This is a genomic window from Oceanicoccus sagamiensis, from assembly GCF_002117105.1.
GTDB classification, from domain to species: Bacteria; Pseudomonadota; Gammaproteobacteria; order Pseudomonadales; family Dasaniaceae; genus Oceanicoccus; species Oceanicoccus sagamiensis.
Map to the genome: position 1 here is coordinate 3,588,046 of NZ_CP019343.1, position 23,834 is coordinate 3,611,879.

Consider the following 23,834-nt stretch of genomic DNA (forward strand, 5'->3'; position numbering starts at 1 on the left):
CCGGAAAACGGTATTGGAAGAGGACGTCGAGCTAATGCTATCCAGGGTTGATAACGTAAAACATTAACAACAGTGTTACTGATAAATGGAGCTTTTTACGGCAATAAAGGCACGATTAAGCTTTATGTTCAGTAATAGCGGTACTTAGTACTCTTAATTTAGTACTAACCTCGCTATAATCGCCGCGGATTCTGTGGCCTCCTGTTATTGAAGGGAGGTTCACTGCTTACGGGCGTTTCTATTTAGCAATAGTTCTGGTGAAGTAATGGTGGTTGAGCAGAGGGCATATTCTTCAACTAGCCGTGCTATTTAACCAATGAACTAATCCGTTTAGCTGCTTAAGGTTTATTTAAACGTTAAGCAGGGGATAGTCGTTTACGCTTCACCTGCGTCTCAAATTCAAAACTGTTTAAACGATGCTTGCGACATGTCGTCTGCATTGTTAATTAATTCACTTACAATCAATTCTGGCTTTCCAGTAAAGGCATTGCGTAAGTGGACTGATAAAATTTTTATCTCGCGTCGCCCTGAAATAATTTGTTATCTTTCAGAAAAAAAGCGACAGCGGAACAACATTTGGTGTAGCGGTATTTCCTACAACCCGATCTTTGTTTACGTTATGTTTTCACGATTGATGAGTACTAAGCTCGTTAATCGGGCCGGCAACTGGCCGGTAAGATGACGTAAATTTTAGCGAGGAGGAAACCTGACCTAGCAAAATGTGGCTGGATCATAACAGGATTTACTATGTGTATCAATTACTTACAGCGGAAATTTAATGACTGATCTTTTTACTAAGGATAAGGCTGAAAAGTCGGCCTCCAGCAAGCCTGGTAATGGGGTCAGTTTTGTAGAAGTGACGGATGCTCATGCTGGCCAGAGAATCGACAATTTTCTGTTGCGGCACCTGAAAGGTGTACCCAAGTCCAAGATTTACCGCATTGTGCGCAAGGGTGAGGTGCGGGTTAATAAAGGACGAGTTAAAGCCGAGTATAAGCTCTGTGAAGGGGATGTTATCCGGGTACCACCGGTAAGAGTGGCTGAGGAAAAGGCCCGCCAAGGTGTGTCAGAAAGTCTTCATCAGCTGCTAACGTCGTCGATCTTGTTTGAAGATGACCGTTTAATGGTGATTAATAAGCCATCCGGTCTTGCGGTGCATGGCGGTAGTGGAATTAATCAGGGTTTAATAGAAGCGTTGCGGGTCATGCGCCCGGAATTACGCTTTTTAGAGTTGGTGCATCGCTTGGATAGAGATACCTCTGGCTGCATTATGATCGCTAAAAAGCGCAGTATGCTGCGCTATCTCCACGAGCAGTTGCGTACCGGTAAAGTGGATAAGCGCTATTTGGCGCTGGTGGCTGGTCGCTGGCCAAATCGCCGTAAGCTGGTTAAAGCCCCTTTATTAAAGAACACCCTGCGCTCTGGTGAGCGTATGGTCAATGTCTCCCCTGAGGGGAAACAGTCCACCACGGAGTTTGCCATTGTTGAGCGCTATCCGCAGGCCACTCTGGTTGAGGCTAAACCCATTACCGGGCGAACCCATCAAATCAGGGTTCATGCGCTGCATGTAGGCCACCCGCTATTAGGGGATGATAAATATGGCGATCAACAGGCTTGCCAGAATTTTAAACAGAAGGGCTTAAAGCGCTTATTTCTGCATGCGGCCAGTTTACGTGTGCCTATGCCCGAGGATGAAAAAGACCTCACTGTCAGTGCTGCCCTAAGCCCTGAGTTACAATCCGTATTAGAAAATCTACCTACCGAGTAATGTTGTATGTTGTTTGTTTTTGATTGGGATGGGACCTTACTGGATTCCACTGATAAAATTGCCGGCTGTATGCAAAAGGCCATTGCCGAACTGGGCTTACCTGAGCGCAGTACCGAGCAGGCCAAGAGTATTATCGGTTTAGGCCTGCCAGAGGCGGTGCAAACGCTCTTTCCGGAGATAGATAAAGCGATAATTCCTGAGGTGACGGCTGCTTATTCCCGCCACTTCGTTGCCGATGACCAAACCCCCTGTGACTTTTTCCCCAATGTCGATGACGTATTAAAGCAGCTGCGTGCTGAAGGGCATTTATTGGCGGTAGCCACCGGTAAGAGTCGCCGTGGGCTGAATCGAGTATTGGCTAATATGTCATTAACGGATTTTTTTGATGGCAGCCGTTGTGCCGATGAAACCGCATCCAAACCTGACCCCTTAATGCTGAACCAGTTATTGCAGGAGTTGGATGTTGAGGTCAGTTCGGCCGTGATGGTGGGGGATACCGATTTTGATTTGGGGATGGCAGCCAATGCCGGTATGCGAAGTATTGGAGTGAGCTATGGTGCCCATTCGGTTGAGCGCTTACTGCCCCACAAGCCTGTTCGCATTATTGACCGTTTTGAGGAGTTGCTAGAGTGGGGCTAAGGGATATTGATGCCCTCAGTCTTTAGCATATCCACCAGTTTGATCAGGGGCAGGCCTACCAGGCTATTGGGGTCATCGCCCTGCAGTTGCTCAAATAGACTTATCCCCAGTCCTTCCATCTTAAAGCTACCGGCGCAGTCAAAAGGCTGCTCAGCGGCAATATAGCGTTCGATGGTCGCTGTATCCAAGTGTCGAAATTTTACCGAGAAGGGCTCAATACAGCTTTGCTGTTGCCCGGTTTTACTGTTGAGCAGGCTAAGGCCGGTATAAAAGGTAACGGTTTTACCACTACAGGCGGCAAGCTGGGCCTGGGCTTTGTCGCTATGACCGGGTTTGGTCAGAATGTCTTGCCCCAGGCTGGCCACTTGGTCAGAGCCGATAATCAGGTGTTGGGGGTAATCTGCTGCCACCGCCTGGGCTTTCTGTTGCGCCAGCCTTTCTACTAGCTGCTGGGGGGATTCATCGGGCAGGGCAGTTTCATCAATATCGGGGCTGCTACAAACAAAGTCTATGGCTAGTCGGCCCAGTAATTCTCTGCGGTAGGGGGAGCTTGAAGCGAGTATGATGGGGAGCATAAAAGGGCTCTGCAGACCGTATTGTTAGCAAGAAGGCGTGAATTTGATGGATTATAGGTAGAAATCACTGATTTCCCTACAAAAAATCGGTAATTGCCGGTATTTTCCTTTGACAGTCCCAGCCTACAGCCCTATGATTGCGCGCTTATGTTGACCGCCCCCCTGCCAAGCCAGATAGATATCCGTAAATTGGTGGTGAAAGGTGCTGAAATCAGTGCTAATCCGCCGATTTCATCCCTGCCTCGTATCGAGGACTTATTGGCTGAGGGTGATAGCGGTAAAGACAGCGAAATCGCGGTTAAACTTGAGTTCTATATAGATGATGAACGCAAGCGCAGGGTAGACGGTAAAATCACTGGCACCGTGAATATGACTTGCCAGCGCTGTCTAGAGCCGATGCCGGTTCCGATTGATGTGCAGTTTGAATTGGGTATTGTTTGGTCCGAAGAGGATGCAGAACGTTTACCTAAAACATTAGAGCCATTAATTGTTGGAGAAGAATTAGTTGATCTTGCAGATATTGTCTCGGAAGAGTTGATCTTAAGTTTGCCCTATGTGAATTATCACCCAGCGGCAGATTGTAAGCAGGATGTAGGTTATAGCAGTGTTGATCCTGAAGCGGCCGAAGCGGTTGCAAAGGCAGACGCAGATAATGAGAAGGACAATCCTTTTCACGTTTTAGAACAGTTAAAATTCGATAAGTAATTGCGTGATGCAATCACTGAGTAAGTAGAGGAGTTAAGGCCATGGCCGTACAAAAGAGTAAAGTAACCCGTTCACGTCGCGGTCAGCGTCGTTCACACGATTCGCTAACCGGACCAACGCTGTCTGTTGATCCTACCAGCGGTGAAACTCATCGTCGTCACCACGTATCAGCTGACGGTTTCTACCGTGGCAAAAAAGTTGTTGATACTCAAGACGACGAGTAATCAAAGTTTTAGACCATTAAATGGCTTCGCGAATACGCATAGCTATTGATTGTATGGGCGGGGACTTCGGTCTCCGCGTTTCTATCCCCGCCGCTGTAACATCTCTTTCCCAATTTTCTGATATTGAACTCACGCTTGTGGGTGAGCAATCCGCTATTGAATCGGCGCTACCCGATACCGACCGCAACCGCTTAACGATTGTACATGCCCCTGACGTTGTCACGATGTCAGATAAACCCTCTCATGCCCTAAGAAAAAAATCCCAGTCTTCAATGCGTATGGCCATTGATTTGCTAAAGGACAAGCAAGTAGATGCCGTGGTCAGTGCTGGTAATACCGGAGCCTTAATGGCTATGGGAAGTTATGTGCTAAAAACCTTGCCGGGTATTGATCGTCCGGCGATTTGCTCGGCGGTCCCTTCGGTTAAAGGGCATAGCTATTTATTAGACCTGGGGGCCAATGTCGACAGCAGTGCCAGTCATCTGCATCAGTTTGCAGTCATGGGTTCGGCCCTGGCTTGTGCCGTTGATGGTATTGAAAGCCCGCGAGTGGCGCTACTCAATATTGGCGAAGAAGCTACCAAAGGTAATGAGCAAGTTAAATTAGCGGATGCATTGATTCGGGCTAATCAGCAGCTAAACTATATCGGCTTTATAGAAGGTGACGGGCTATTTGCCGCCAGTGCCGATGTGATTGTTGCTGATGGTTTTGTCGGTAATGTGGCCTTGAAGGCCTGTGAAGGCACAGCGGCTTATATCTCAGGGATTTTAAATGAGAGTTTTAAAGCGAACTGGCTAAGTCGTATGGCCGGTTTTTTTGCTTTGCCTGTCCTCAAAAGAATCTACCAAAAGCTGGATCCTGAACAGTATAATGGCGCCAGTTTTTTAGGCTTGCAGGGTGTGGTGGTTAAAAGCCACGGCAGCAGTAATGTCAAAGGTTTTGTACATGCGATTGAGCAAGCACGGTTGGAAGTTGCTAGTAATATGCTGGATATGATCGATCAGCAACTGACGACTTTATCAGAATAAAGTTTAAGTTTGTCATACCCGCCTTTGCGGGGATGATGGGTGTTTTTTTTTAAGAAAGGATAAATAATCGATGAGTGATCAAACACTTGCCTTTGTCTTTCCCGGTCAGGGCTCACAAAAAGTTGGTATGTTGGCGGATATAGCCGAGCAGCATGCCGTGGTTCAAGAAACCTTTGCCGAAGCGTCGGATGCTCTGGCTTACGATCTCTGGGACCTTATTCAAAACGGTGAACAGGAACAATTAAACCTGACCGAAAGAACTCAACCGATTTTATTGACCGCCAGTGTTGCTCTTTGGCGTGTCTGGGAGCAGCAAGGTGGTGCCAGACCTGCAATGATGGCAGGACATAGTCTGGGCGAATTTTCAGCGCTGGTTTGTGCCGGTAGTTTGGCTTTTGCTGACGCGGTAACCCTGGTGCGTGATCGCGGCCAGTTTATGCAAACAGCAGTGCCGGTTGGTGAAGGGGCTATGGCCGCTGTCTTGGGGCTTGATGATGAGGTCATTATTGATATCTGTCAGCAGACGGGTGCAGAAGCCGTTAACTTTAATTCTCCAGGTCAGGTGGTTATTGCGGGTAAGGTAGCAGCGGTAGATCAAGCGATTGTCTTGCTCAAAGAAGCCGGCGCCAAACGGGCAATGCCACTACCGGTCAGCGCACCTTTCCATACCTCGTTGATGCGTCCCGCCGGTGAAAAGCTGGCAGAAAAAGTGGCTGAGTTAGCGGTAAGTGCTCCAGCAACGCCGGTTGTACATAATGTGCATGCCCAGACAGAATCTGAACCGGAAAAAATTAAAACCTTATTGGTTGAGCAAATTTATAGCCCGGTTAAATGGACCAGCTGTATTCAAACCATGGCCGCTGCAGGTATTAGCAATACCCTTGAATGTGGCCCAGGTAAAGTGCTGGGTGGTTTAAGTCGTCGTATCGACCGCTCGCTAAGCAGTTTTAGTATTGAAGACCCTGCCGGTTTAGAAAAAGCATTGGCAGAATTTAACTAATTATTGGAGAGAAAAATGTCGGATAAAGTTGCATTAGTGACAGGGGCGAGTCGCGGTATTGGTCAGGCTATAGCTAAGCAGTTAGGTGCTGATGGCTTTACTGTTGTTGGCACGGCCACCACAGAAGGTGGTGCAGAAAACATTAGTGCCTATATGGCCGAGGCGGGTATGGCTGGCGAAGGTATGATGCTGAATGTATCTGATGCAGATTCAGTGGCGTCGGTATTAAAAGCTATTGCTGAAAAATATGCGGCTCCCACGGTACTGGTTAACAATGCCGGTATTACCGGAGATAACCTGCTAATGAGAATGAAAGAAGATGAGTGGGATAATGTGATGGCCACTAATCTGACCTCCATCTTCCGTCTTTCCAAGGCCTGTGTTCGTGGTATGTCTAAAGCGCGTTGGGGTCGTATTATTAATATCAGCTCTGTAGTGGGCTCGATGGGTAATGCAGGTCAGTCCAACTATGCCGCGACCAAGGCCGGTATGGAGGGTTTTTCCCGTTCGCTGGCTAAAGAATTAGGCGCTCGCAGTATTACTGTTAACGCGGTAGCACCGGGTTTTATTGATACAGATATGACCAAAGAGCTGCCCGAAGAGAACAAAAACCTGATGCTTTCACAGATCCCTTTGTCCCGTTTAGGGCAGCCAGAAGAGATTGCAGGTGTGGTTGGCTTCCTTGCTAGTGACGCCGGAGGCTATATTACCGGTGAAACCATCCATGTTAATGGTGGTATGTATATGGGTTAAGTTGCTGAAATATAAGATCTTTTTATAATTTTAGCAGATTTAATCAAGGTTTTTTAGAAAACCGTGGTACACAGCGGATAAAATCGAGTAAAATGCCCGCCGAAAATCAGTAGTAATGCCTATATAAGCTTTACTCGCTATGATTTGGTTTTCGTGGGTGAAAGCTTAAACAATATTGAACAATCTATAGAGCTATTTATAGCTACACAACAGGAGTCGATTACGACCATGAGCAGCATTGAAGAACGCGTAAAGAAAATTGTTGCAGAGCAACTAGGTGTTAAAGAAGACGAAGTACAGACCTCAGCTTCTTTTGTAGAAGATTTGGGTGCAGATTCACTGGACACCGTTGAATTGGTAATGGCTCTGGAAGAAGAATTCGAAACTGAAATTCCTGATGAAGAAGCCGAGCAAATTACTACTGTTCAGTTGGCTATCGACTATATCAACAAAAACCTGGGTTAACTCCTTCGTCTGCATTGCTATTGGCATTGCAGAGGTAAACCTTTTTAAAAGCCGTTCTATTGTTTAATAGAGCGGCTTTTTGTTATCCGGGTTTTGTCTCAGGCCGCTCTTAATGGTTAAATAAGCATTATGGTTAGTGAACTTCAGTCGTTAATTTTTGTAATCCGTTGTTACCGTGTCATCGCATAGGAGGCAGTAGTGTCAAAACGAAGAGTTGTAGTCACCGGTTTGGGTTTGGTTACACCCGTTGGGAATGATGTAAATAGCACTTGGCAAAATATCGTCAATGGTAAAAGTGGTATTGGTCCACTGGAGCAATTTGATGTCTCCGCTTACAGCACCCGTTTTGGTGGTTCGGTAAAGGATTTTGATGTTACTGACTATATGACAGCAAAGGATGCCCGGAAAATGGATACCTTTATCCAGTATGGTATGGCTGCTGGTATTCAAGCAATAGAAGATTCAGGCCTGGAAGTCACTGATGAAAATGCTGGCCGTATTGGTGTGGCTATCGGTTCCGGTATTGGCGGTGTCAGTTATATTGAAGAAAATTATCAAAAGCTGATCAATAGCGGCCCAAGAAAAATCTCTCCGTTTTTTGTCCCCGGTACTGTTATCAATATGGTGGCTGGTAACCTGTCGATTAAATATGGTTTGCAGGGCCCTAACTTTGCGATCACTACCGCCTGTACCACTGGTACACACAATATTGGTCATGCTGCCCGTGTCATTGCCTATGGTGATGCCGATGTGATGGTAGCCGGTGGTTCTGAAATGTCATCCACACCTCTGGGCTTGGGTGGCTTTGCCGCTGCCCGGGCTTTATCAACCCGCAATGATGATCCGCAGCGCGCCAGCCGCCCCTGGGATAAAGACCGCGATGGTTTTGTTTTGTCTGACGGTGCTGGTATGTTGGTATTAGAAGAATATGAAACCGCCAGGGCTCGTGGTGCCACTATCTACGCTGAATTGGTAGGTTTTGGCATGAGTGGTGATGCCTACCATATGACATCACCTCCTGAAGATGGCCGTGGTGCAGCGGCTTCTATGCGTAATGCAATTTTGGATGCAGGTATTAATGTTGATCAGGTCAATTATATTAATGCTCACGGCACGTCGACACAGGCAGGTGATGTGGCGGAAAGTAAAGCGGTAGAGTCAGTTTTGGGTGATGCGGCGAATAGTGTGGCGGTCAGTTCAACAAAATCTATGGTTGGTCATTTGCTAGGAGCTGCTGGTGCTGTAGAAGCAGTCTTTTCCATTTTGGCCATTCGCGATCAGGTGGCTCCACCAACAATTAACCTGGATAACCCCGACGAAGGTTGTAATTTGAATTATGTGCCGTATACCGCTCAGGAAATGACAATCAACTATGCCTTATCCAATTCCTTTGGCTTTGGTGGCACCAATGGCAGTTTGCTCTTTGGCAAATGTGATTAGTTGATTATCCATGCCCGCTGATGCATTGGTTAATGGTAGTTTCTCCCGCTCTATTGATAGCCGCGATAGAGGTCTTGCCTATGGCGATGGGCTTTTTGAAACGATAAAAATCAATGCTGGTCACCCGGAGTTCTTATCGCTTCATTTAAGGCGTCTGCAATGGGGGTGTGCTCGCCTTGGTATTGATTGTGATGTGTCGGTCATTGAAAGTGATATAGAAAAAATCCTCCCTGTGGCTTCTACACAAGCGGCTGTTTTAAAAATTATTATTACCAGAGAGTCCGGGGGCAGGGGATATCAGCCTGATGCTAATGCAGGCTTTAACCGAATACTAAGGGTTGAAGGTTTAACCAGCGATTACGCTGTAGAGGCAAGCCAGGGGGTTGCTGTAAGACTTTGCGATACTCGTTTGGGGATTAACCCTCAGTTAGCAGGTATCAAGCACTTATCCCGTTTGGAGAATGTGCTGGCCCGTGCTGAATGGCGTGATAAAGCAATTACAGAAGGTTTAATGTTCGATAGCGATGGCCGTTTAGTTGAAGGCACGATGTCGAATGTTTTTATCGTCAAAGATAAAGTCTTGTTAACACCCCGGTTACACCGCTGCGGTGTTAATGGTGTGATACGGCAACTGCTTATTGAGCAATTAGCACCGTCGCTAAAATTAAGTTGTGATACAGCTGATGTCGTTCTGGAGGATATTTATCAGGCCGAGGAAGTCTTTATCTGCAATAGTTTAATGGGCATAGTGCCGGTAGTGACCATAGGCTGCCATACAAAAACGATTGGCGATATCACCCGTTCACTACAGCAGTCATTGCAAGCGGTGAGAAACAGCCATGCCTAAGTTGCTTAGCAAAGTACTGTTCCTGTTAGTGTTGGCCGTGGTGGTGCTAATCGTTTTGGCCTATTCACAAATGCAGCGCTATTTAGCCACGCCGTTAAATATTCCTCAGGGCGGTGTTGAATATACACTGGCCAGAGGCGGCTCTTTAAATGCGCTGGCTTATAGTTTATCGAATAAGGGCTTGTTGACCTCGCCGCGTTGGCTAATTGCCTACAGCCGCCTCAGTAAAAGGGGGCAGGTGATCAAGGCGGGAGACTATTGGCTGGATGAAGGCTTAACGCCCTTAATACTGTTGGATAAGCTGGAGCAGGGTGATGTGCGCTACTATCAGGTCACGCTGGTGCCCGGTTGGACGCTGGGTCAGGTTTTAACGGCGCTGCGCTCCCAGCCTAAACTCAAACAAACCATTGCCAGTGATGCCCTGACGATTAAAGCCTCTGATCTGGGCATCGAGGTGCCTTATGAGCGGCTGGAAGGATTGTTCTTTCCCGATACTTACCGTTTTCATAGCGATACAAGCGATGTGGAGTTATTGCGTCAATCCTATACTCAGCTGCAAACCTTTCTCGCAGCGGAGTGGGAGAAGCGGGCCGATAAACTACCCTACAAGACACCTTACGAGGCACTGATCATGGCCTCTCTGGTGGAAAAAGAAACCGGTGTAGCCTTTGAACGGCCAGAGATAGCTGGTGTTTTTGTGCGCCGTTTAAACCAGCGTATGCGGCTGCAAACCGACCCCACGATTATTTATGGCTTGGGTGCCAGCTTTGATGGCAATCTGCGTAGCCGGCATTTAAAAGATGCCAGTAATCTTTATAATACCTACCGTCATTCAGGCTTAACGCCAACACCAATTGCGCTGGCTGGTGCAGAGGCCATTGTGGCGGCCTTGCACCCCAAGGCGGGCAGTTCGCTGTATTTTGTGGCCAAGGGCGATGGCAGCCATTACTTTTCTGATACTTTAGAAGAGCACCAAAAGGCGGTGAGAAAGTACCAGATAGAGCAGCGCAGAAAAAACTACCGATCCGCGCCAAAGAAAAATAATACCGGAGATAAGCTTGTCAGCGACTAGAGGTTTATTTATTACCATCGAAGGTGGTGAGGGCGTAGGAAAGTCTACCAATATTGATTTTATTGCCCAGCGTTTAGAGCAGCAGGGCATTGACTTTATCCTAACAAGGGAGCCTGGTGGTACGCCGTTAGCAGAAGATATTCGCCAGCTATTACTCAACCCCAGGGAAGAGGCGGTAGCCGAAAATACCGAATTACTGTTGATGTTTGCAGCCCGAGCCCAGCATATTGCCGAGGTGATTGAGCCAGCTTTGGCCGCGGGTAAATGGGTGGTGTGTGATCGTTTTACCGATGCGACCTTCGCCTATCAGGGCGGTGGCCGTGGTATCCCAATGACTAAAATTGCTGATCTTGAGCAGTGGGTACAGGGGGATTTAAGGCCAGACTTTACGCTATTACTGGATGCCTCCGTCGAGGTGGGTATGTCCCGGGCGAGCAAGCGTGGTGCGCTGGATCGTTTTGAGCAGGAAAAGAAAGATTTCTTTGAAAGCGTAAGAACGGCTTACTTGAATATGGCTACCTTGAACCCTGACCGCTATCGTGTGGTCGATGCCAGCAAGACTCTCGAGCAGGTACAGCAATCACTCACTCAGGTTATCGATGAAATGATTGCCCAAGGGAATGCTTAATGGATTTGTCAGATACTTCGATCGCAGTAAAGCTTCCCTGGCAGGAGCAGCAATGGCAGCGTATCGATGATTTATATCAAAACAAAAAATTGCCCCATGCTTTGTTATTGGCTGGCCCCAATGGCGTTGGCAAGCAGCGCTTTGCTCTTGCTCTGGCGCACTATTTCATGTGTGAATCACCACGGCAGGGTATGGCCTGCTGCGAGTGTCGCCAATGTGGCTTTAATTTGGCTGGAACTCACCCGGACCTAAAATGGGTAGGCCCAGAAGAAAAAGCCAAGCAAATTAAAGTGGATCAGGTGCGTGCCCTGGTTGAGGCGCTCGGGCAAACAGCCCAGCAGGGTGGCTATAAAATATGCGTACTGTCCCCTGCGGAAGCGATGAATACCAACTCGGCCAATGCCTTGCTTAAGTGTCTTGAAGAGCCCACAGCGAATACCTTGTTATTACTACTGGCCGATGCCCCCAGTCAATTACTGCCGACTATTCGCTCCCGCTGTCAAACCGTTAACTTTCCGTTACCCTCAACGGAGCAGGGCCTGGCTTGGCTCAATACCCTGGTGCCGTCTCAAACTCCGGTTGAAGAGTTATTGCATAAGGCTGCCGGTAGGCCGCTTGTTGCTCTGGATTTGCTTGAGGATAGTGGGTTGGAGCGGTTGCAGCAGTTGAATAAGGACTATCTGGCCTTAGTGACCGGCCGTGTATCCGCTATAACATTGGCGGAAAAATGGTTAGAGCATGATTTAAACGATTTGCTGGTCTGGCTTTCAAGGCAGCTATCCTTAATGATATCTGGCCGCATGGCGGGTACTTCTGGTATCGGTGATGAGTGGCGTCCGGTCATTGCTAATATCCCCGCACAGAATTTATTTAATCTGTTAGACCGGGTCAATCAGTTGATCAATAGCCTTAACCGGGGGGCTAACCCAAATCGTCAGTTGGCTTTAGAAGAGCTCTTACTGGAAAGTTGTGAAAAATTTCACAAGTAGAGGCGGGTTTAAAGATGGTGAATCCCTCGCTTTAGGACTATTCTTAGTCTAACTGGATTAATAAATTATACGCTCTGACGGAGTCTGACACGGGAATGAATACGGCTAGCGCGCCTCAAGGCGCAAGAAATGGCATCCTCTCGCTTACCATCAAAGATAAGGCGGTACTCTATGCAGCCTATATGCCGTTCTTGATTAATGGTGGTTTATTTATTCCTACCAATAAACCTTATAAGGTTCATGACGAAGTCTTTATGTTATTGAACCTGATGGATGAGCCTGAGAAAATCCCAGTGGCAGGCAAGGTGGTTTGGGTTACACCGCGAGGTGCCCAGGGTAATAGAGCTGCGGGTATTGGTGTGCAGTTTAATGGCCAGGATGAAACCGCCAATAATAAGATTGAAAACTATTTGGCAGGTTCGCTGGAGTCAGATAGGCCCACTCATACCATGTAATGCTTTAAGATTTTAGTTATTATGCGGCCCGGTTTTTACCGGGCCTTTTTGTATCTACTGAAAATTGTATCTACTGAAAATAATTATTTGAGAATACTATGTTTGTTGATTCCCATTGTCATTTAGACCGACTGGATTTAGCCCCCTATGACGGCGATCTGGCCGCCGCCATTGATGCTGCCAAAGCTCGGGGCGTTGAGCGGATGCTCTGTATTGGTGTGGATATGACCAATGCGCAAACGGTCATAGATATTGCCGCCCAGTATCAGGGGATCAATGCCTCGGTGGGGGTTCACCCGATGGATGTCGATGATAAGCTGGTTGATATCAAGGTCTTGCGGGCTTTAGCGCTGGCTCCGGAGGTTGTCGCTATAGGCGAGACGGGGCTGGATTATTACTATTCCAAAGACAGTGCTGAGCTACAGCGTGAGAGTTTTGCCCTGCATCTAAAACTGTCCAGCGAGTTAAAAAAACCGGTGATTGTCCACACTCGGGATGCTCGGGAAGATACCTTGTCGATTATCCGTCAGTACGGTGATAGCTCGGTGGCGGGGGTGCTGCATTGCTTTACTGAAAGCTGGGAGATGGCTTCCCAGGCGCTGGATGAGAATTACTATATTTCCTTCTCTGGCATTGTCACCTTTAACAATGCCTCGGCCCTGCGTGATGTCGCTAAAAAGGTGCCTTTGGAGCGTATGTTAATTGAAACAGATTCCCCCTATCTGGCACCCGTCCCTCACCGGGGCAAAAAGAATGAGCCTAAGTATGTGGTTGAGGTGGCTGAGTGTATCGCGCAGTTGCGGGGTATCTCAGTAGAAGAAGTTGCAGGGATCACGTCAGCCAATTTTGATAAGCTATTTTTACAGCCATAAAAAAACCGGCACTCTGGGGAGGGTGCCGGCCAAGACCATTAGGAGTGAAACCTTCCCATTATGCCAATGATTGGCCTATGGTTAGGGCTTCTGAAGATGTCGGTTGAACTTAGGGGATAAGACATCTACATCTTTAAGTATTGTAGGATTATGCTTGTTTGCCAATTTTCTTAGTGCGTTTTTTAAACAGATTCGGAATAACCTGAAATCGGCTTAGCGTGGATTAGTCGAGCTTATCCTTAGAGCCGCTGGTTTGTGCGGGGTTGGCTTTTTCCTGACTAAGCAGTTGTTCTATCCGTTCCAGTTTGTCCTCGATATTACTAAGCCGTTCCTTATAAAAAGCCTCCTTGGACTTGGTAATAAAAAACACCGAAATATTCGCCGTAATCATTGAGAACAGGCCAATACCCAATAGGATCAGAAAGCCTCCCAGAATCCTGCCGGCAGGACTTACCGGAACAATATCGCCATAACCTACCGTGGTTGCTGTAACCCAGGCCCACCAGATACCATCGGCGGGGCTGGAGATATTGGGGTCGACACCGGCAATTAAGTAGCCGGCGATAATAATAAACAGCAGGCTGACAAATAAGGTGGCACCTAAATGGTTTCTCGATAGCACGGTTCGCACACTACGGGACAATTGCAGCATTAGCCCTAGAAAGATCAGAAGCCGTAGAGAGCGAAGAACCCCAATATAGGGCGATTGCAGCCATAGCACGGGGATGCCGCAGAGAATAATCACGAGATTGAGCCAGTTGTTTTTTAAATAGCGGGCCTTGTCATCGACTAGCCAGGTTAGCAGGCTGGTTTCGACCACAAAAAACAGCCAAAGGCTCCAGTTCAGTTGGTCGGTAAAGGGAAGGGCATGCTTGGTTGATTCCCAGTACCAGCTGACCAGTATCCATAGAGCAACGAAAAGCAGGGGGATTTCCAATCGCTTGGCCCATTGCCGTGCACGGGCGTTTTCGCTGTCATCAACGCCGGTAAGCCCAATCCAATTGTGAAAATGCTTATCTGTCATGCTCTGGCTTGCCTTGGGTTTTGTCTTGTTGGAGTTTTAAGCCTGATTGCTTTAGCTTGATTACTTTAACATAGTGTAGTTCATGTGGCTTATAGCTTATTCCGAGCATGTTACTGATTAGGCAGTTGTTTTAATGTCCTGGTTGCTTGTGTAACATGAGCTGCCAATGTGAGGGCGCTACCTGATGGGCGATTTTTTTTACGGAGTAATAGAGGGCTTTTATGGCCGCCAGTGGTCCTGGCAGGCCAGGCAGGGTTATGCCGGGTTTTTAAGGCAGTACGGATATCACTGTTATATCTATGCCCCTAAAGGGGATGATTACTTGCGCGGTCGCTGGCGTGAACCCCATCAGCCCGAAGTTGCTGAGCAGCTACGCCAGCTCTCATCCCATTACCGAGCTAACCAACTGCGTTGGGGGCTGGGGCTTTCGCCTCTGGGCTTGGCAAGTGAGTATACCCCGTCCGATAAGCGCCAACTGCAGGATAAAGTAAAGCGTTTAAATGAGCTGTCTCCCGATATCTTATGTATCCTGTTTGATGATGTGCGAGGTGATATTGATGGCCTCGCCGCCAGACAGTTGGAGGTTGCAGGGGATATTATGGCGGTTAGCCAGGCATCCACTCATATCGTTTGCCCCACCTACTATTCCTTCGATCCGGTTTTGGAAGAGGTGTTTGGCAAAATGCCTGAGCGCTACCTCCACCAGCTTGGTGCAGGCTTACCAGCCGATGTCGGGGTCTTTTGGACCGGCGCTAAAGTTATCTCCAGCGAGTATACGGCTGCCGATCTGGAACCTCTGGCTGGTATACTGGGGCGCAAGCCGATTATCTGGGATAACTACCCGGTTAATGATGGCAGGCTCACCAGTAACTTCCTGCATTTGCAGCCCTATACCGGGCGGCCCGATGAGATAGCTCAATGGTCTGGCGGGCATATCGTTAACCCTATGAATCAGGCAATATTATCCCGTTTACCTTTGCAGTCCTTGCAGGCTGTATATCAACAGCAGGCTGCGTATAATCCAGCGCAGGTTCTGGAGCAGAGCCTGGCATTGCTGGGTGATAGTGCATTGGCTGCTCAGTTGGCCGAGGATATACCTTGCTTCCAGACGGAGGGCTTGTCGAGCCTGTCCCCGCAGCAGTGTCAGCAGAAACTGCACCTCTACCAACGGTTTGACCATCCCGCGGCCCGTGAAGTGGCTGATTGGTTGGCTGGTGGTTACCGCTTTGATCCTGACTGTTTGACCGGTTAGTTGTACCTATTGAGAATAATGAGTAGATAACGCCTTGAAGCCTGAGTGTAAAATTGTCGAGATTGACCATAGCAACCCTGAGAAGATTGTTGATCAGGAACTTGAGCTGTTGCTGGCCAGTGGTCAGTCAGCACTAATATTGGTGGTGCATTACCCCTTTGAGCAATACTGGTTGGAACATAAGCCGGTAGTAAAGCTATCCGCTTTTTATTGCCTGATGGCAGAGACTGGTGAGATGACGTTTACGGTTAGTGAGTCTGCGGTTGATCTTACTGCTTCTTTACAGGCTTTGGACTTTGCCGGAACTGATGACCCCGAGTCTTTTGCCCAATGGTGCGCTGAGCGCTCCTTACCGCTGCTATCGCCTCAACACCCCTTGCCGCTAAATAGCCTCAATATCCCCAAGCCCTGGGGGCAGGAAATCTGGTATACCGGTATCGAGCAGCGAGGTGTGGCCGCGGTTGGTAGTGGTCGGTGCCAGATATGGCTGCCTTATGCCTTATCCGCCTTGCCTCAGCGCTTATGCGCTGGGCAGCAGCGTACCCTGATTCTGCTTAAAATCCTCGACCCTTTGCCGGAAGAAGTACTGGGTGACCTTTACTTTGAGTTGCACCAGGAAAAGCGCGAAGTTTATGTGGTGACCCATGTCGATAAAACTGCCTGGCCGGGAGGTGAGGGTGGTATCAAATTCGGTTTTAACCAGCTTAAGCGCTCAAACTTTGCTTCTGACTCAGCCTTTAGGGAAGGTTTTACTCTGGCAGTTAAGCGCTATGAAGCCTGCCGTCGGCAGATTGATAGCCTGATCGATACTTTTAGGGCTGAGGACGGTTATGGTTTGAATGAGCCGGTGTCGGCGCAGAAACTGTCGTCATGGCTCTCAAAGGTACCAAAGCAATTGGCGAGTGAAGAGCGGGCGTTAAGGCAGGAGATGGACGCCTTTACCGATACACTGCCGCTGCGGATAGGTGATGTGGTGAAAGTCCCTTGCCTGACACCTCACTCCTTGCAGCACGGGGTCCGCACCGTCGAATTTCAAACCCCCGTCTATGAGCGCTTAATTCTGTCTTTTGCCCAGAAAGTCCTTACTCAGGGCCATTGGGATACTGAGAGTGCTGTGGCGTTGATGGATCTTGAAGCAGTAGAGCCAGATCCGCATGTGCCGCTATTTAACTCTGCGGCTGTCACTGTTGAGCGAATAGTCGATTTTGATCAATTCCAGGTACAGAGAGTCAGTTTGGAGCCGACGGGGGAGTATACCCTCCCTGAGACGGAGGACTATGGCTTGTTGATGGCCATTGAGCCCGGTTTGTTGCTGATGGATTCGATATTGTCTCCGGAGCAGGCCGTGTTGCTACCCAGCAAGCTCAGTGACGTCACATTGGTGAATACTTCACCAGAAATAATCAGCTTTTTACTGGCTTACCCTAATTAATCCGGTAAATAGTCATATTGTTGGTTAAACCCTTCTATAAGACTGTTGAACCAACCACAGCATTGTGGCAAAATCACGGCCCCTGTGATTGAGGCCAGTTGCGTAAATCTTATCGATTAGCGAGAGAATTCAATTACTTAGTAGATTTAGCTCAAGTTGTTTAAAAACTGAGCATATACCGTTTTCGGTATGCGGACGTGGTGGAATTGGTAGACACGCCAGATTTAGGTTCTGGTGCAGCAATGTGTGAGAGTTCGAGTCTCTCCGTCCGCACCATTTATTGTTAACATCACCTATCAGTGATCATTCACCCGTTAAGACGCACATATAAGACGCTAGCGGGTCCAGAGGAATTTCCATGCAAGTTTCAATACAAACAACTTCAGGCTTAGAGCGCAAATTGACAGTGGGTATTCCTGCTGAGCGTGTAGATAACGAAGTTAATGCTCGCCTGCAGAAGGCATCAAAAACCGTCCGTCTGGATGGCTTCCGCCCTGGTAAGGTTCCGATGAAGGTGATGAAGCAGCGCTTTGGTGCTGGTGTGCGCCAGGAAGTGATGCAGGAAGTGATGAACCAGAGCTTTTCAGAAGCCATTGCCCAGGAAGATTTAAAGCCTGCCGGTATGCCGTCTATTGAGCCGAAAAATATTGAAGCGGGCAGTGACCTTGAGTATGTTGCCACCTTCGAAATTTTTCCTGAGATTGAAAGCAAAGATTACAGCTCTATGGCCATAGAAAAGCCAGTCGCTGAAGTGGGCGATGCTGATATCAGTAAAATGATTGAAACCTTGCGCGAACAGCAATCTTCCTGGGAAGAGGTTGAGCGTGCTGCCGCTGAAGGTGATCAGGTCAATATTAATTTTGCCGGTACTAAAGATGGTGAAGCTTTTGATGGTGGCACCGCTGATAACTCACCGCTGGAACTGGGTTCTAATACGATGATCCCCGGTTTTGAAGATGGCATTGTTGGTATGAAGGCGGGAGACGAAAAAGTCTTATCGCTGTCATTCCCCGAAGATTACCATGCCGAAGAGCTTAAAGGCGCAGCAGTAGAGTTTGCTGTTACAGTTAACTCGGTTGCTGAGAAGAAGCTGGCTGAGCTTAATGATGAACTTTTTGAAAAGTTTGGTGTTAAAGAAGGTGGTGAAGAGAAATTCCGTGAAGACGTTGCTGAGAATATGAAGCGCGAGCTGGAAAATGCCACCAAAGCAAAAGTTAAAAACCAGGTGATGGACTCGCTGGTTGCATCCCATGATGACCTGCAAATTCCACAAGCTTTAATCAAGCAGGAAATCACGGTATTAAAGCAGCAAATGGTCCAGCAGTTTGGTGGTCAGGCAGCCTCTCTGGATGTTGACTCATTACTGCCGGATGATATGTTTACTGAACAGGCAGATCGCCGTGTTCGTTTAGGTCTGGTGCTGAACGACTATATCAGTAAAGAAGCTCTGACCGCCGACCCTGATAAAGTCAAAGAAACAATTGAAGGCTTTGCTTCTACCTATGAAGATCCGGAAGAAGTGATTAACTATTACTACAGCAACCAACAGCAGTTGCAGGAAATCCAGTCCATGGTATTGGAAGACTCCGTAGTAGAGAAATTGATGGAACAGGCCACTGTTACCGACAAAGCCTGTAGCTACGAAGAAGTGATGGCCCCAGCGGCGCCGCCGGAAGCGGCTGAAGACTAAGTTCTTCAATCATTTGGCAACAAATTAACAACAAGCGACTATACTTTAGTCGCTTGCTTGTTTATGGCTTTCATAAATTGCGCATGTAATTCATCTTGATAAAAACGAAAGAGCGGAACCAGAATGTCTAGATTTGATCATCACGGTATTAATCAGCAAGAAATTAACAACCTGGGCCTGGTGCCTATGGTAGTGGAGCAGACTGCCAAAGGTGAGCGCTCCTATGATATTTACTCGCGTCTTTTAAAAGAGCGTGTGATATTTATGGTGGGCCCGGTTGAAGATAATATGGCCAACCTCATTGTTGCCCAGATGCTGTTTTTGGAGTCAGAAAACCCCGATAAAGATATTCATCTGTATATTAATTCGCCCGGCGGCTCAGTAACGGCTGGATTGTCTATTTATGACACCATGCAGTTTATCAAGCCTGATGTTAGCACCATGTGTATCGGTCAGGCTGCCAGTATGGGGCGTTTTTGCTGACTGGGGGTGCCAAGGGCAAGCGCTTTATACTGCCTAATGCGCGTACTATGATTCACCAGCCTAGCGGCGGTGCTCAGGGTCAGGCTACAGATATTGATATTCAGGCTAAAGAGATCCTGATTATCCGTGAGCGTTTGAACCAGTTGATGGCCCATCACACCGGCCAGGACTTTGAAACGATTGCCCGTGATACTGAGCGAGACAATTTTATGAATGCTCAGGCATCTAAAGAATACGGTCTTGTGGATGAGGTTATAGAGCGTAGACATAGTGCTGATGACTAGATTCAATGGTTCTAAACCATTAAATTTGGCTTTCAGGGCTTGCAAAATCGTCTAAAAGACAGCATCTTTAGTTCTGAGAAGTAGCAAAGATGCCAGTAAGAAGGGTAAAAAGGGTAGTTTGAATGAGTGACAATACTAAAGACACAGGTGATGATGGCGGCAAGCTGCTGTATTGTTCCTTTTGCGGCAAAAGCCAGCATGAGGTGCGTAAGTTAATTGCTGGCCCATCTGTCTTTATCTGTGACGAGTGTGTCGACCTGTGTAACGACATTATTCGTGAAGAAGTTCAGGAGAGTGCCGGCGAAGCCAGTCAGGATCGTCTACCGACTCCAGTAGAAGTTAAAGAAATCCTCGATGAGTATGTGATTGGCCAAAAGCGTGCCAAAAAGGTACTGGCTGTAGCGGTTTATAACCACTACAAACGCCTGCGCTTTGGTGATCCAAAGAAAGACGAGGTTGAGCTCGGTAAAAGTAATATCCTTCTAGTCGGCCCTACAGGTAGTGGTAAAACATTACTGGCTGAAACGCTGGCGCGCTTATTGGATGTGCCTTTTACCATCGCTGATGCAACCACCTTAACCGAAGCCGGTTATGTGGGTGAAGATGTAGAGAACATCATCCAGAAACTGTTACAAAAATGCGATTATGATGTCGATAAGGCCCAAATGGGTATTGTGTATATCGATGAGATCGACAAAATTTCCCGTAAGTCTGACAACCCTTCAATTACCCGTGATGTTTCGGGCGAAGGTGTGCAGCAGGCCTTGCTGAAGCTGATTGAAGGTACCGTTGCCTCTGTGCCACCACAGGGCGGTCGCAAGCATCCCCAACAAGAGTTTTTGCAGGTTGATACCTCCAATATCCTGTTTATCTGTGGCGGTGCCTTTGCCGGTCTGGATAAAGTGATTCGTGATCGCTCCGAGAAGGGCGGTATTGGTTTTAGCGCGGAAGTTAAGAGCAAAGACGAAAGCAAAAATGTGGGCGAAGTGCTGGCCGATTTGGAGCCGGAAGATCTGGTTCGTTACGGTCTTATCCCCGAATTTGTAGGTCGTTTGCCGGTTATTGCGACACTTGAGGAGTTGGATGTTGATGCCTTGATCAGCATTCTCACCGAGCCAAAGAACTCTTTGACCAAGCAATATGCCAAATTGTTTGAAATGGAATCGGTTGAAGTGGACTTCCGCGAAGATGGCGTTCGCGCTATTGCTGAGAAGGCTATGGAGCGCAAAACCGGTGCACGGGGTCTTCGCTCTATTCTTGAGTCTGTCTTGCTTGAAACTATGTATAAGATTCCTTCTGAGGACACGGTTTCCAAGGTTGTTATTGATGAGTCTGTGATTAAGGGTGAGTCTGAGCCGCTATTGGTTTACAAAACCCTGGAGCAGGAACCGTTGAAGTCAGCGTCTCCAGACGAATAAGCTGTCTATGATTTTTACAAAAGGGCCCTGTTGGGCCCTTTTTTGTGGCCGGGCTTTACCGATTCATAGCTAAATAAAATAAAACTCACTTCCCTTGTAATCTGGGGTTATAGCCCCAAATACTATTAAGCAGGCGAAAGAAGCTCTAAAACAATAGTCGTGGCTCTGGATTAACTGCCAGAACCGCCTATTATTAAGCGATTAGACGCATTTCTCTCACATCAAAAATTACAATCACTGGGTGAACCACTATGAGCGAAAACATCGGCGACACAATGGAATCCATCGAATTACCATTATTGCCTTTAAGAGATGTCGTGGTTTATCCACATATGGTTATTCCCCTGTTTGTTGGCCGGGAACGCTCAATTGAGGCGCTGGAAGAGGCGATGGCCAATGACAAGCAGATCTTGTTGGTAGCCCAGAAGAATGCCTCCATCGATGACCCAGGCGAAGAAGATATATACCGTGTAGGTACGGTTTCAACCGTACTGCAGTTACTTAAGCTGCCTGATGGCACAGTTAAAGTGTTAGTAGAGGGTGGTTATCGGGCTAAGCTTGAGGCGGTTAATGCCACTGAAAGCTTCTATACCGCTGTCACCATTGCCGATGAGCCAGAGGCGTTATCAGAGGCGGATGCTGATGCGCTGGTGCAAGCCACCATGGGGCAGTTTGATAAATATGTTAACCTCAGTAAGAAAGTCCCTTCAGAAGTCCTGAATTCCGTATCCGGTATTGATGAGCCTGGCCGTTTGGCCGATACCATTGCCGCTCATATGTCTTTGGACCTGGAGCAAAAACAAGCGATTCTGGAAGTCTCCGACGTGCAAGGGCGTATTGATCACTTAATGGGCCTGATGGAAGCTGAAATCGACCTGTTCCAGGTTGAGAAGCGCATTCGTGGGCGGGTTAAGAAGCAGATGGAAAAAAGCCAGCGTGAGTATTATCTGAATGAGCAAATGAAAGCGATTCAGAAAGAGTTGGGCGATATGGATGAAGCACCCAACGAGCTTGAAGATCTGCAAAACAAAATTAAAGAAAGCGGCATGAGCAAAGAGGCGGAAGAAAAAGCCAGTGCCGAGTTAAACAAGCTTAAAATGATGTCGCCGATGTCTGCCGAGGCCTCTGTGGTTCGCAGCTATATCGACTGGATGGTCAATGTCCCCTGGAAGAAACGCTCCAAGGTGAAGCATGACCTCAAACGCGCCTCAAAAATTCTTGAAGATGACCACTATGGTCTGGAAGAAGTTAAGGAGCGCATCCTGGAATATCTCGCGGTACAAAAGCGTGTCAAAAAGATCAAAGGCCCAGTGTTGTGTTTGGTGGGGCCTCCGGGTGTGGGTAAAACCTCTCTGGGTGAATCGATTGCCCGTTCGACCAACCGTAAATTTGTCCGTATGGCGCTGGGTGGTGTTCGTGATGAAGCAGAAATACGCGGTCACCGTCGTACCTATATCGGTTCTATGCCGGGTAAAATCCTGCAAAAGCTTTCCAAGGTTGAGGTGAAAAATCCCTTATTCCTGCTGGATGAAATCGACAAAATGGGGATGGATAACCGCGGTGACCCCGCTTCAGCACTATTGGAAGTATTGGATCCAGAGCAAAATAACAGCTTTAACGATCACTATCTGGAAGTCGATTACGACCTCTCTGATGTGATGTTCATCTGTACCTCAAACTCTATGAATATCCCTGCGCCCTTATTGGATCGTATGGAAGTGATTCGTATTCCAGGTTATACCGAAGATGAAAAGGTCAATATTGCCCAGCGCTACCTAAAGCCCAAGGCGATGAAGAACAATGGGGTTAAAGAATCTGAGCTGACCATCACCGAAGACGCTATACGGGATCTGGTACGCTACTATACCCGTGAAGCAGGGGTTAGGAGCCTTGAGCGAGAAGTCGCCAAGCTGTGTCGGAAGGTGGTTAAAGAGTTCTCTCTGGCTGAGAAGGAGGCCCCCATTACCATTACGCCAGATGATTTGGAGCACTATAGCGGTGTGCGCAAATTTAGCTATGGTAAGGCCGAAGACGATAACCAGATAGGGCAGGTGACTGGTCTGGCCTGGACTCAGGTAGGTGGTGAATTATTAACCATTGAAGCGGTGTCGGTGGCGGGTAAAGGGCGTCAGGTTAAAACAGGGTCGCTGGGTGATGTGATGCAAGAGTCGATTCAGGCAGCGACTACCGTTGTCCGCAGTCGCTCTCAGTTATTGGGTATTCCCGCCAAGTACCATGATGAGCACGATTTACATATCCACGTGCCAGAGGGTGCCACACCGAAAGACGGCCCCAGTGCCGGTATTGGTATGTGTACTGCTCTGGTTTCGGTGTTAACGGGTATTCCGGTCAATTCAGATGTAGCAATGACCGGTGAAATCACCCTGCGTGGCCAGGTGCTTCCTATTGGTGGTCTGAAAGAAAAATTACTGGCTGCGCACCGCGGTGGTATTAAAACGGTCATTATTCCGGATGAGAATAGCCGTGATCTAAAAGAGATACCGGATAATATCAAAGCTGATCTGGTGATTAAGCCGGTTAAATGGATTGATGAAGTCTTGGAAGTCGCATTAGAAACCATGCCAAAACCGCTTTCGGATGATGAGTTTTTAAGCAAGTCTGAGGATAATCCCGCAGCAATAAAAGAAAAACCTAAAAAGGGCGGAAAAACTCAGGCAAAGGCCCATTAAATAAGGCTTTTCAGCTTGACCGGCATGGGCGCAATTGGTATAAATTGCGTCCTGCATTAATTGAAGCCGAATTATTAGAAATAATAAAACGGAAAACCAAA

22 protein-coding genes, 1 tRNA gene and 1 pseudogene are annotated in these 23,834 nt (G+C 47.8%); 22 read left to right on the forward strand and 2 right to left on the reverse strand.

Annotated features, from left to right (window positions below):
- Positions 1-778 precede the first annotated feature (778 nt).
- Together rluC and BST96_RS16270 are read left to right on the forward strand one after the other, a co-directional pair.
- Positions 779-1,768 carry a 23S rRNA pseudouridine(955/2504/2580) synthase RluC gene (rluC, locus tag BST96_RS16265; RefSeq protein WP_085759711.1) on the forward strand — a complete coding sequence of 330 codons (990 nt, stop codon included), beginning with the start codon at positions 779-781 and terminating at the stop codon, positions 1,766-1,768.
- Between the two features lie 6 nt (positions 1,769-1,774).
- Positions 1,775-2,407, forward strand: a complete 633-nt coding sequence (locus BST96_RS16270; RefSeq protein ID WP_085759712.1) for an HAD-IA family hydrolase — start codon at positions 1,775-1,777, stop codon at positions 2,405-2,407.
- On the opposite strand, the gene BST96_RS16275 is transcribed toward BST96_RS16270, so the two are convergent.
- Complete coding sequence (locus BST96_RS16275; RefSeq protein ID WP_085759713.1) at positions 2,404-2,982, reverse strand: Maf family protein; 579 nt, start codon at positions 2,980-2,982, stop codon at positions 2,404-2,406. The two genes, BST96_RS16270 and BST96_RS16275, sit on opposite strands and share 4 nt — an antisense overlap.
- Before the next feature lie 147 nt (positions 2,983-3,129).
- On the opposite strand from BST96_RS16275, the gene BST96_RS16280 reads away from it, so the two are divergent.
- The 13 genes from BST96_RS16280 (at position 3,130) to BST96_RS16340 (ending at position 13,460) form a co-directional block, all read left to right on the forward strand.
- Positions 3,130-3,687 (forward strand): YceD family protein, encoded by a 558-nt coding sequence (locus tag BST96_RS16280; protein ID WP_085760569.1) that lies wholly within the window; start codon positions 3,130-3,132, stop codon positions 3,685-3,687.
- 41 nt (positions 3,688-3,728) lie between these two features.
- Complete coding sequence (rpmF, locus tag BST96_RS16285; RefSeq protein WP_085759714.1) at positions 3,729-3,911, forward strand: 50S ribosomal protein L32; 183 nt, start codon at positions 3,729-3,731, stop codon at positions 3,909-3,911.
- Positions 3,912-3,931: 20 nt separating this feature from the next.
- Entirely contained in the window at positions 3,932-4,939 is a 1,008-nt protein-coding gene (gene plsX / locus BST96_RS16290; RefSeq protein ID WP_085759715.1) for a phosphate acyltransferase PlsX, read from the forward strand.
- A gap of 70 nt (positions 4,940-5,009) precedes the next feature.
- Positions 5,010-5,939, forward strand: coding sequence for an ACP S-malonyltransferase (fabD, locus tag BST96_RS16295; RefSeq protein WP_085759716.1), 930 nt, complete (start codon positions 5,010-5,012; stop codon positions 5,937-5,939).
- A 15-nt stretch (positions 5,940-5,954) separates the two neighbouring features.
- Complete coding sequence (gene fabG / locus BST96_RS16300) at positions 5,955-6,692, forward strand: 3-oxoacyl-ACP reductase FabG (RefSeq protein ID WP_085759717.1); 738 nt, start codon at positions 5,955-5,957, stop codon at positions 6,690-6,692.
- A gap of 228 nt (positions 6,693-6,920) precedes the next feature.
- The gene (gene acpP, locus BST96_RS16305; RefSeq protein WP_007226680.1) at positions 6,921-7,157 is read left to right on the forward strand and encodes an acyl carrier protein; all 237 of its coding nucleotides are present in this window, start codon (positions 6,921-6,923) and stop codon (positions 7,155-7,157) included.
- A 198-nt stretch (positions 7,158-7,355) separates the two neighbouring features.
- Entirely contained in the window at positions 7,356-8,597 is a 1,242-nt protein-coding gene (gene fabF, locus BST96_RS16310; protein ID WP_085759718.1) for a beta-ketoacyl-ACP synthase II, read from the forward strand.
- Between the two features lie 10 nt (positions 8,598-8,607).
- Complete coding sequence (gene pabC, locus BST96_RS16315; protein ID WP_085759719.1) at positions 8,608-9,444, forward strand: aminodeoxychorismate lyase; 837 nt, start codon at positions 8,608-8,610, stop codon at positions 9,442-9,444.
- Positions 9,437-10,516: an endolytic transglycosylase MltG gene (gene mltG / locus BST96_RS16320; protein WP_085759720.1), complete on the forward strand. Its 1,080-nt coding sequence runs from the start codon at positions 9,437-9,439 to the stop codon at positions 10,514-10,516. The genes pabC and mltG overlap by 8 nt, the downstream gene beginning before the upstream one ends.
- Complete coding sequence (tmk, locus tag BST96_RS16325; RefSeq protein WP_085759721.1) at positions 10,503-11,144, forward strand: dTMP kinase; 642 nt, start codon at positions 10,503-10,505, stop codon at positions 11,142-11,144. Before mltG ends, tmk begins: the two co-directional genes overlap by 14 nt.
- Entirely contained in the window at positions 11,144-12,133 is a 990-nt protein-coding gene (locus BST96_RS16330; RefSeq protein WP_157117992.1) for a DNA polymerase III subunit delta', read from the forward strand. The genes tmk and BST96_RS16330 overlap by 1 nt, the downstream gene beginning before the upstream one ends.
- A gap of 95 nt (positions 12,134-12,228) precedes the next feature.
- The gene (locus BST96_RS16335) at positions 12,229-12,588 is read left to right on the forward strand and encodes a PilZ domain-containing protein (protein WP_085759722.1); all 360 of its coding nucleotides are present in this window, start codon (positions 12,229-12,231) and stop codon (positions 12,586-12,588) included.
- Positions 12,589-12,686: 98 nt separating this feature from the next.
- Positions 12,687-13,460: a TatD family hydrolase gene (locus BST96_RS16340; RefSeq protein ID WP_085759723.1), complete on the forward strand. Its 774-nt coding sequence runs from the start codon at positions 12,687-12,689 to the stop codon at positions 13,458-13,460.
- Positions 13,461-13,683: 223 nt separating this feature from the next.
- Here the strand turns inward: BST96_RS16340 and BST96_RS16345 are convergent, their stop codons facing one another.
- Entirely contained in the window at positions 13,684-14,484 is an 801-nt protein-coding gene (locus BST96_RS16345) for a potassium channel family protein (RefSeq protein WP_085759724.1), read from the reverse strand.
- 184 nt (positions 14,485-14,668) lie between these two features.
- Here BST96_RS16345 and BST96_RS16350 point away from each other — a divergent pair, with 184 nt between their 5' ends.
- From BST96_RS16350 to lon, 7 genes and pseudogenes are all read left to right on the forward strand, one after another.
- Positions 14,669-15,736, forward strand: a complete 1,068-nt coding sequence (locus BST96_RS16350) for a beta-N-acetylglucosaminidase domain-containing protein (RefSeq protein WP_085759725.1) — start codon at positions 14,669-14,671, stop codon at positions 15,734-15,736.
- Positions 15,737-15,770: 34 nt separating this feature from the next.
- Entirely contained in the window at positions 15,771-17,168 is a 1,398-nt protein-coding gene (locus tag BST96_RS16355) for a hypothetical protein (protein ID WP_085759726.1), read from the forward strand.
- A 191-nt stretch (positions 17,169-17,359) separates the two neighbouring features.
- Positions 17,360-17,444: transfer RNA gene (locus BST96_RS16360), tRNA-Leu, on the forward strand.
- Positions 17,445-17,526: 82 nt separating this feature from the next.
- A complete protein-coding gene (gene tig / locus BST96_RS16365) occupies positions 17,527-18,858 on the forward strand; it encodes a trigger factor (RefSeq protein ID WP_085759727.1) in 1,332 nt (443 codons plus the stop codon).
- Positions 18,859-18,981: 123 nt separating this feature from the next.
- Positions 18,982-19,625 (forward strand): annotated as a pseudogene (clpP, locus tag BST96_RS16370) (ATP-dependent Clp endopeptidase proteolytic subunit ClpP).
- 122 nt (positions 19,626-19,747) lie between these two features.
- Positions 19,748-21,043, forward strand: a complete 1,296-nt coding sequence (gene clpX / locus BST96_RS16375) for an ATP-dependent Clp protease ATP-binding subunit ClpX (RefSeq protein ID WP_085759728.1) — start codon at positions 19,748-19,750, stop codon at positions 21,041-21,043.
- A gap of 251 nt (positions 21,044-21,294) precedes the next feature.
- A complete protein-coding gene (lon, locus tag BST96_RS16380; RefSeq protein ID WP_085759729.1) occupies positions 21,295-23,733 on the forward strand; it encodes an endopeptidase La in 2,439 nt (812 codons plus the stop codon).
- Positions 23,734-23,834: the final 101 nt, after the last annotated feature.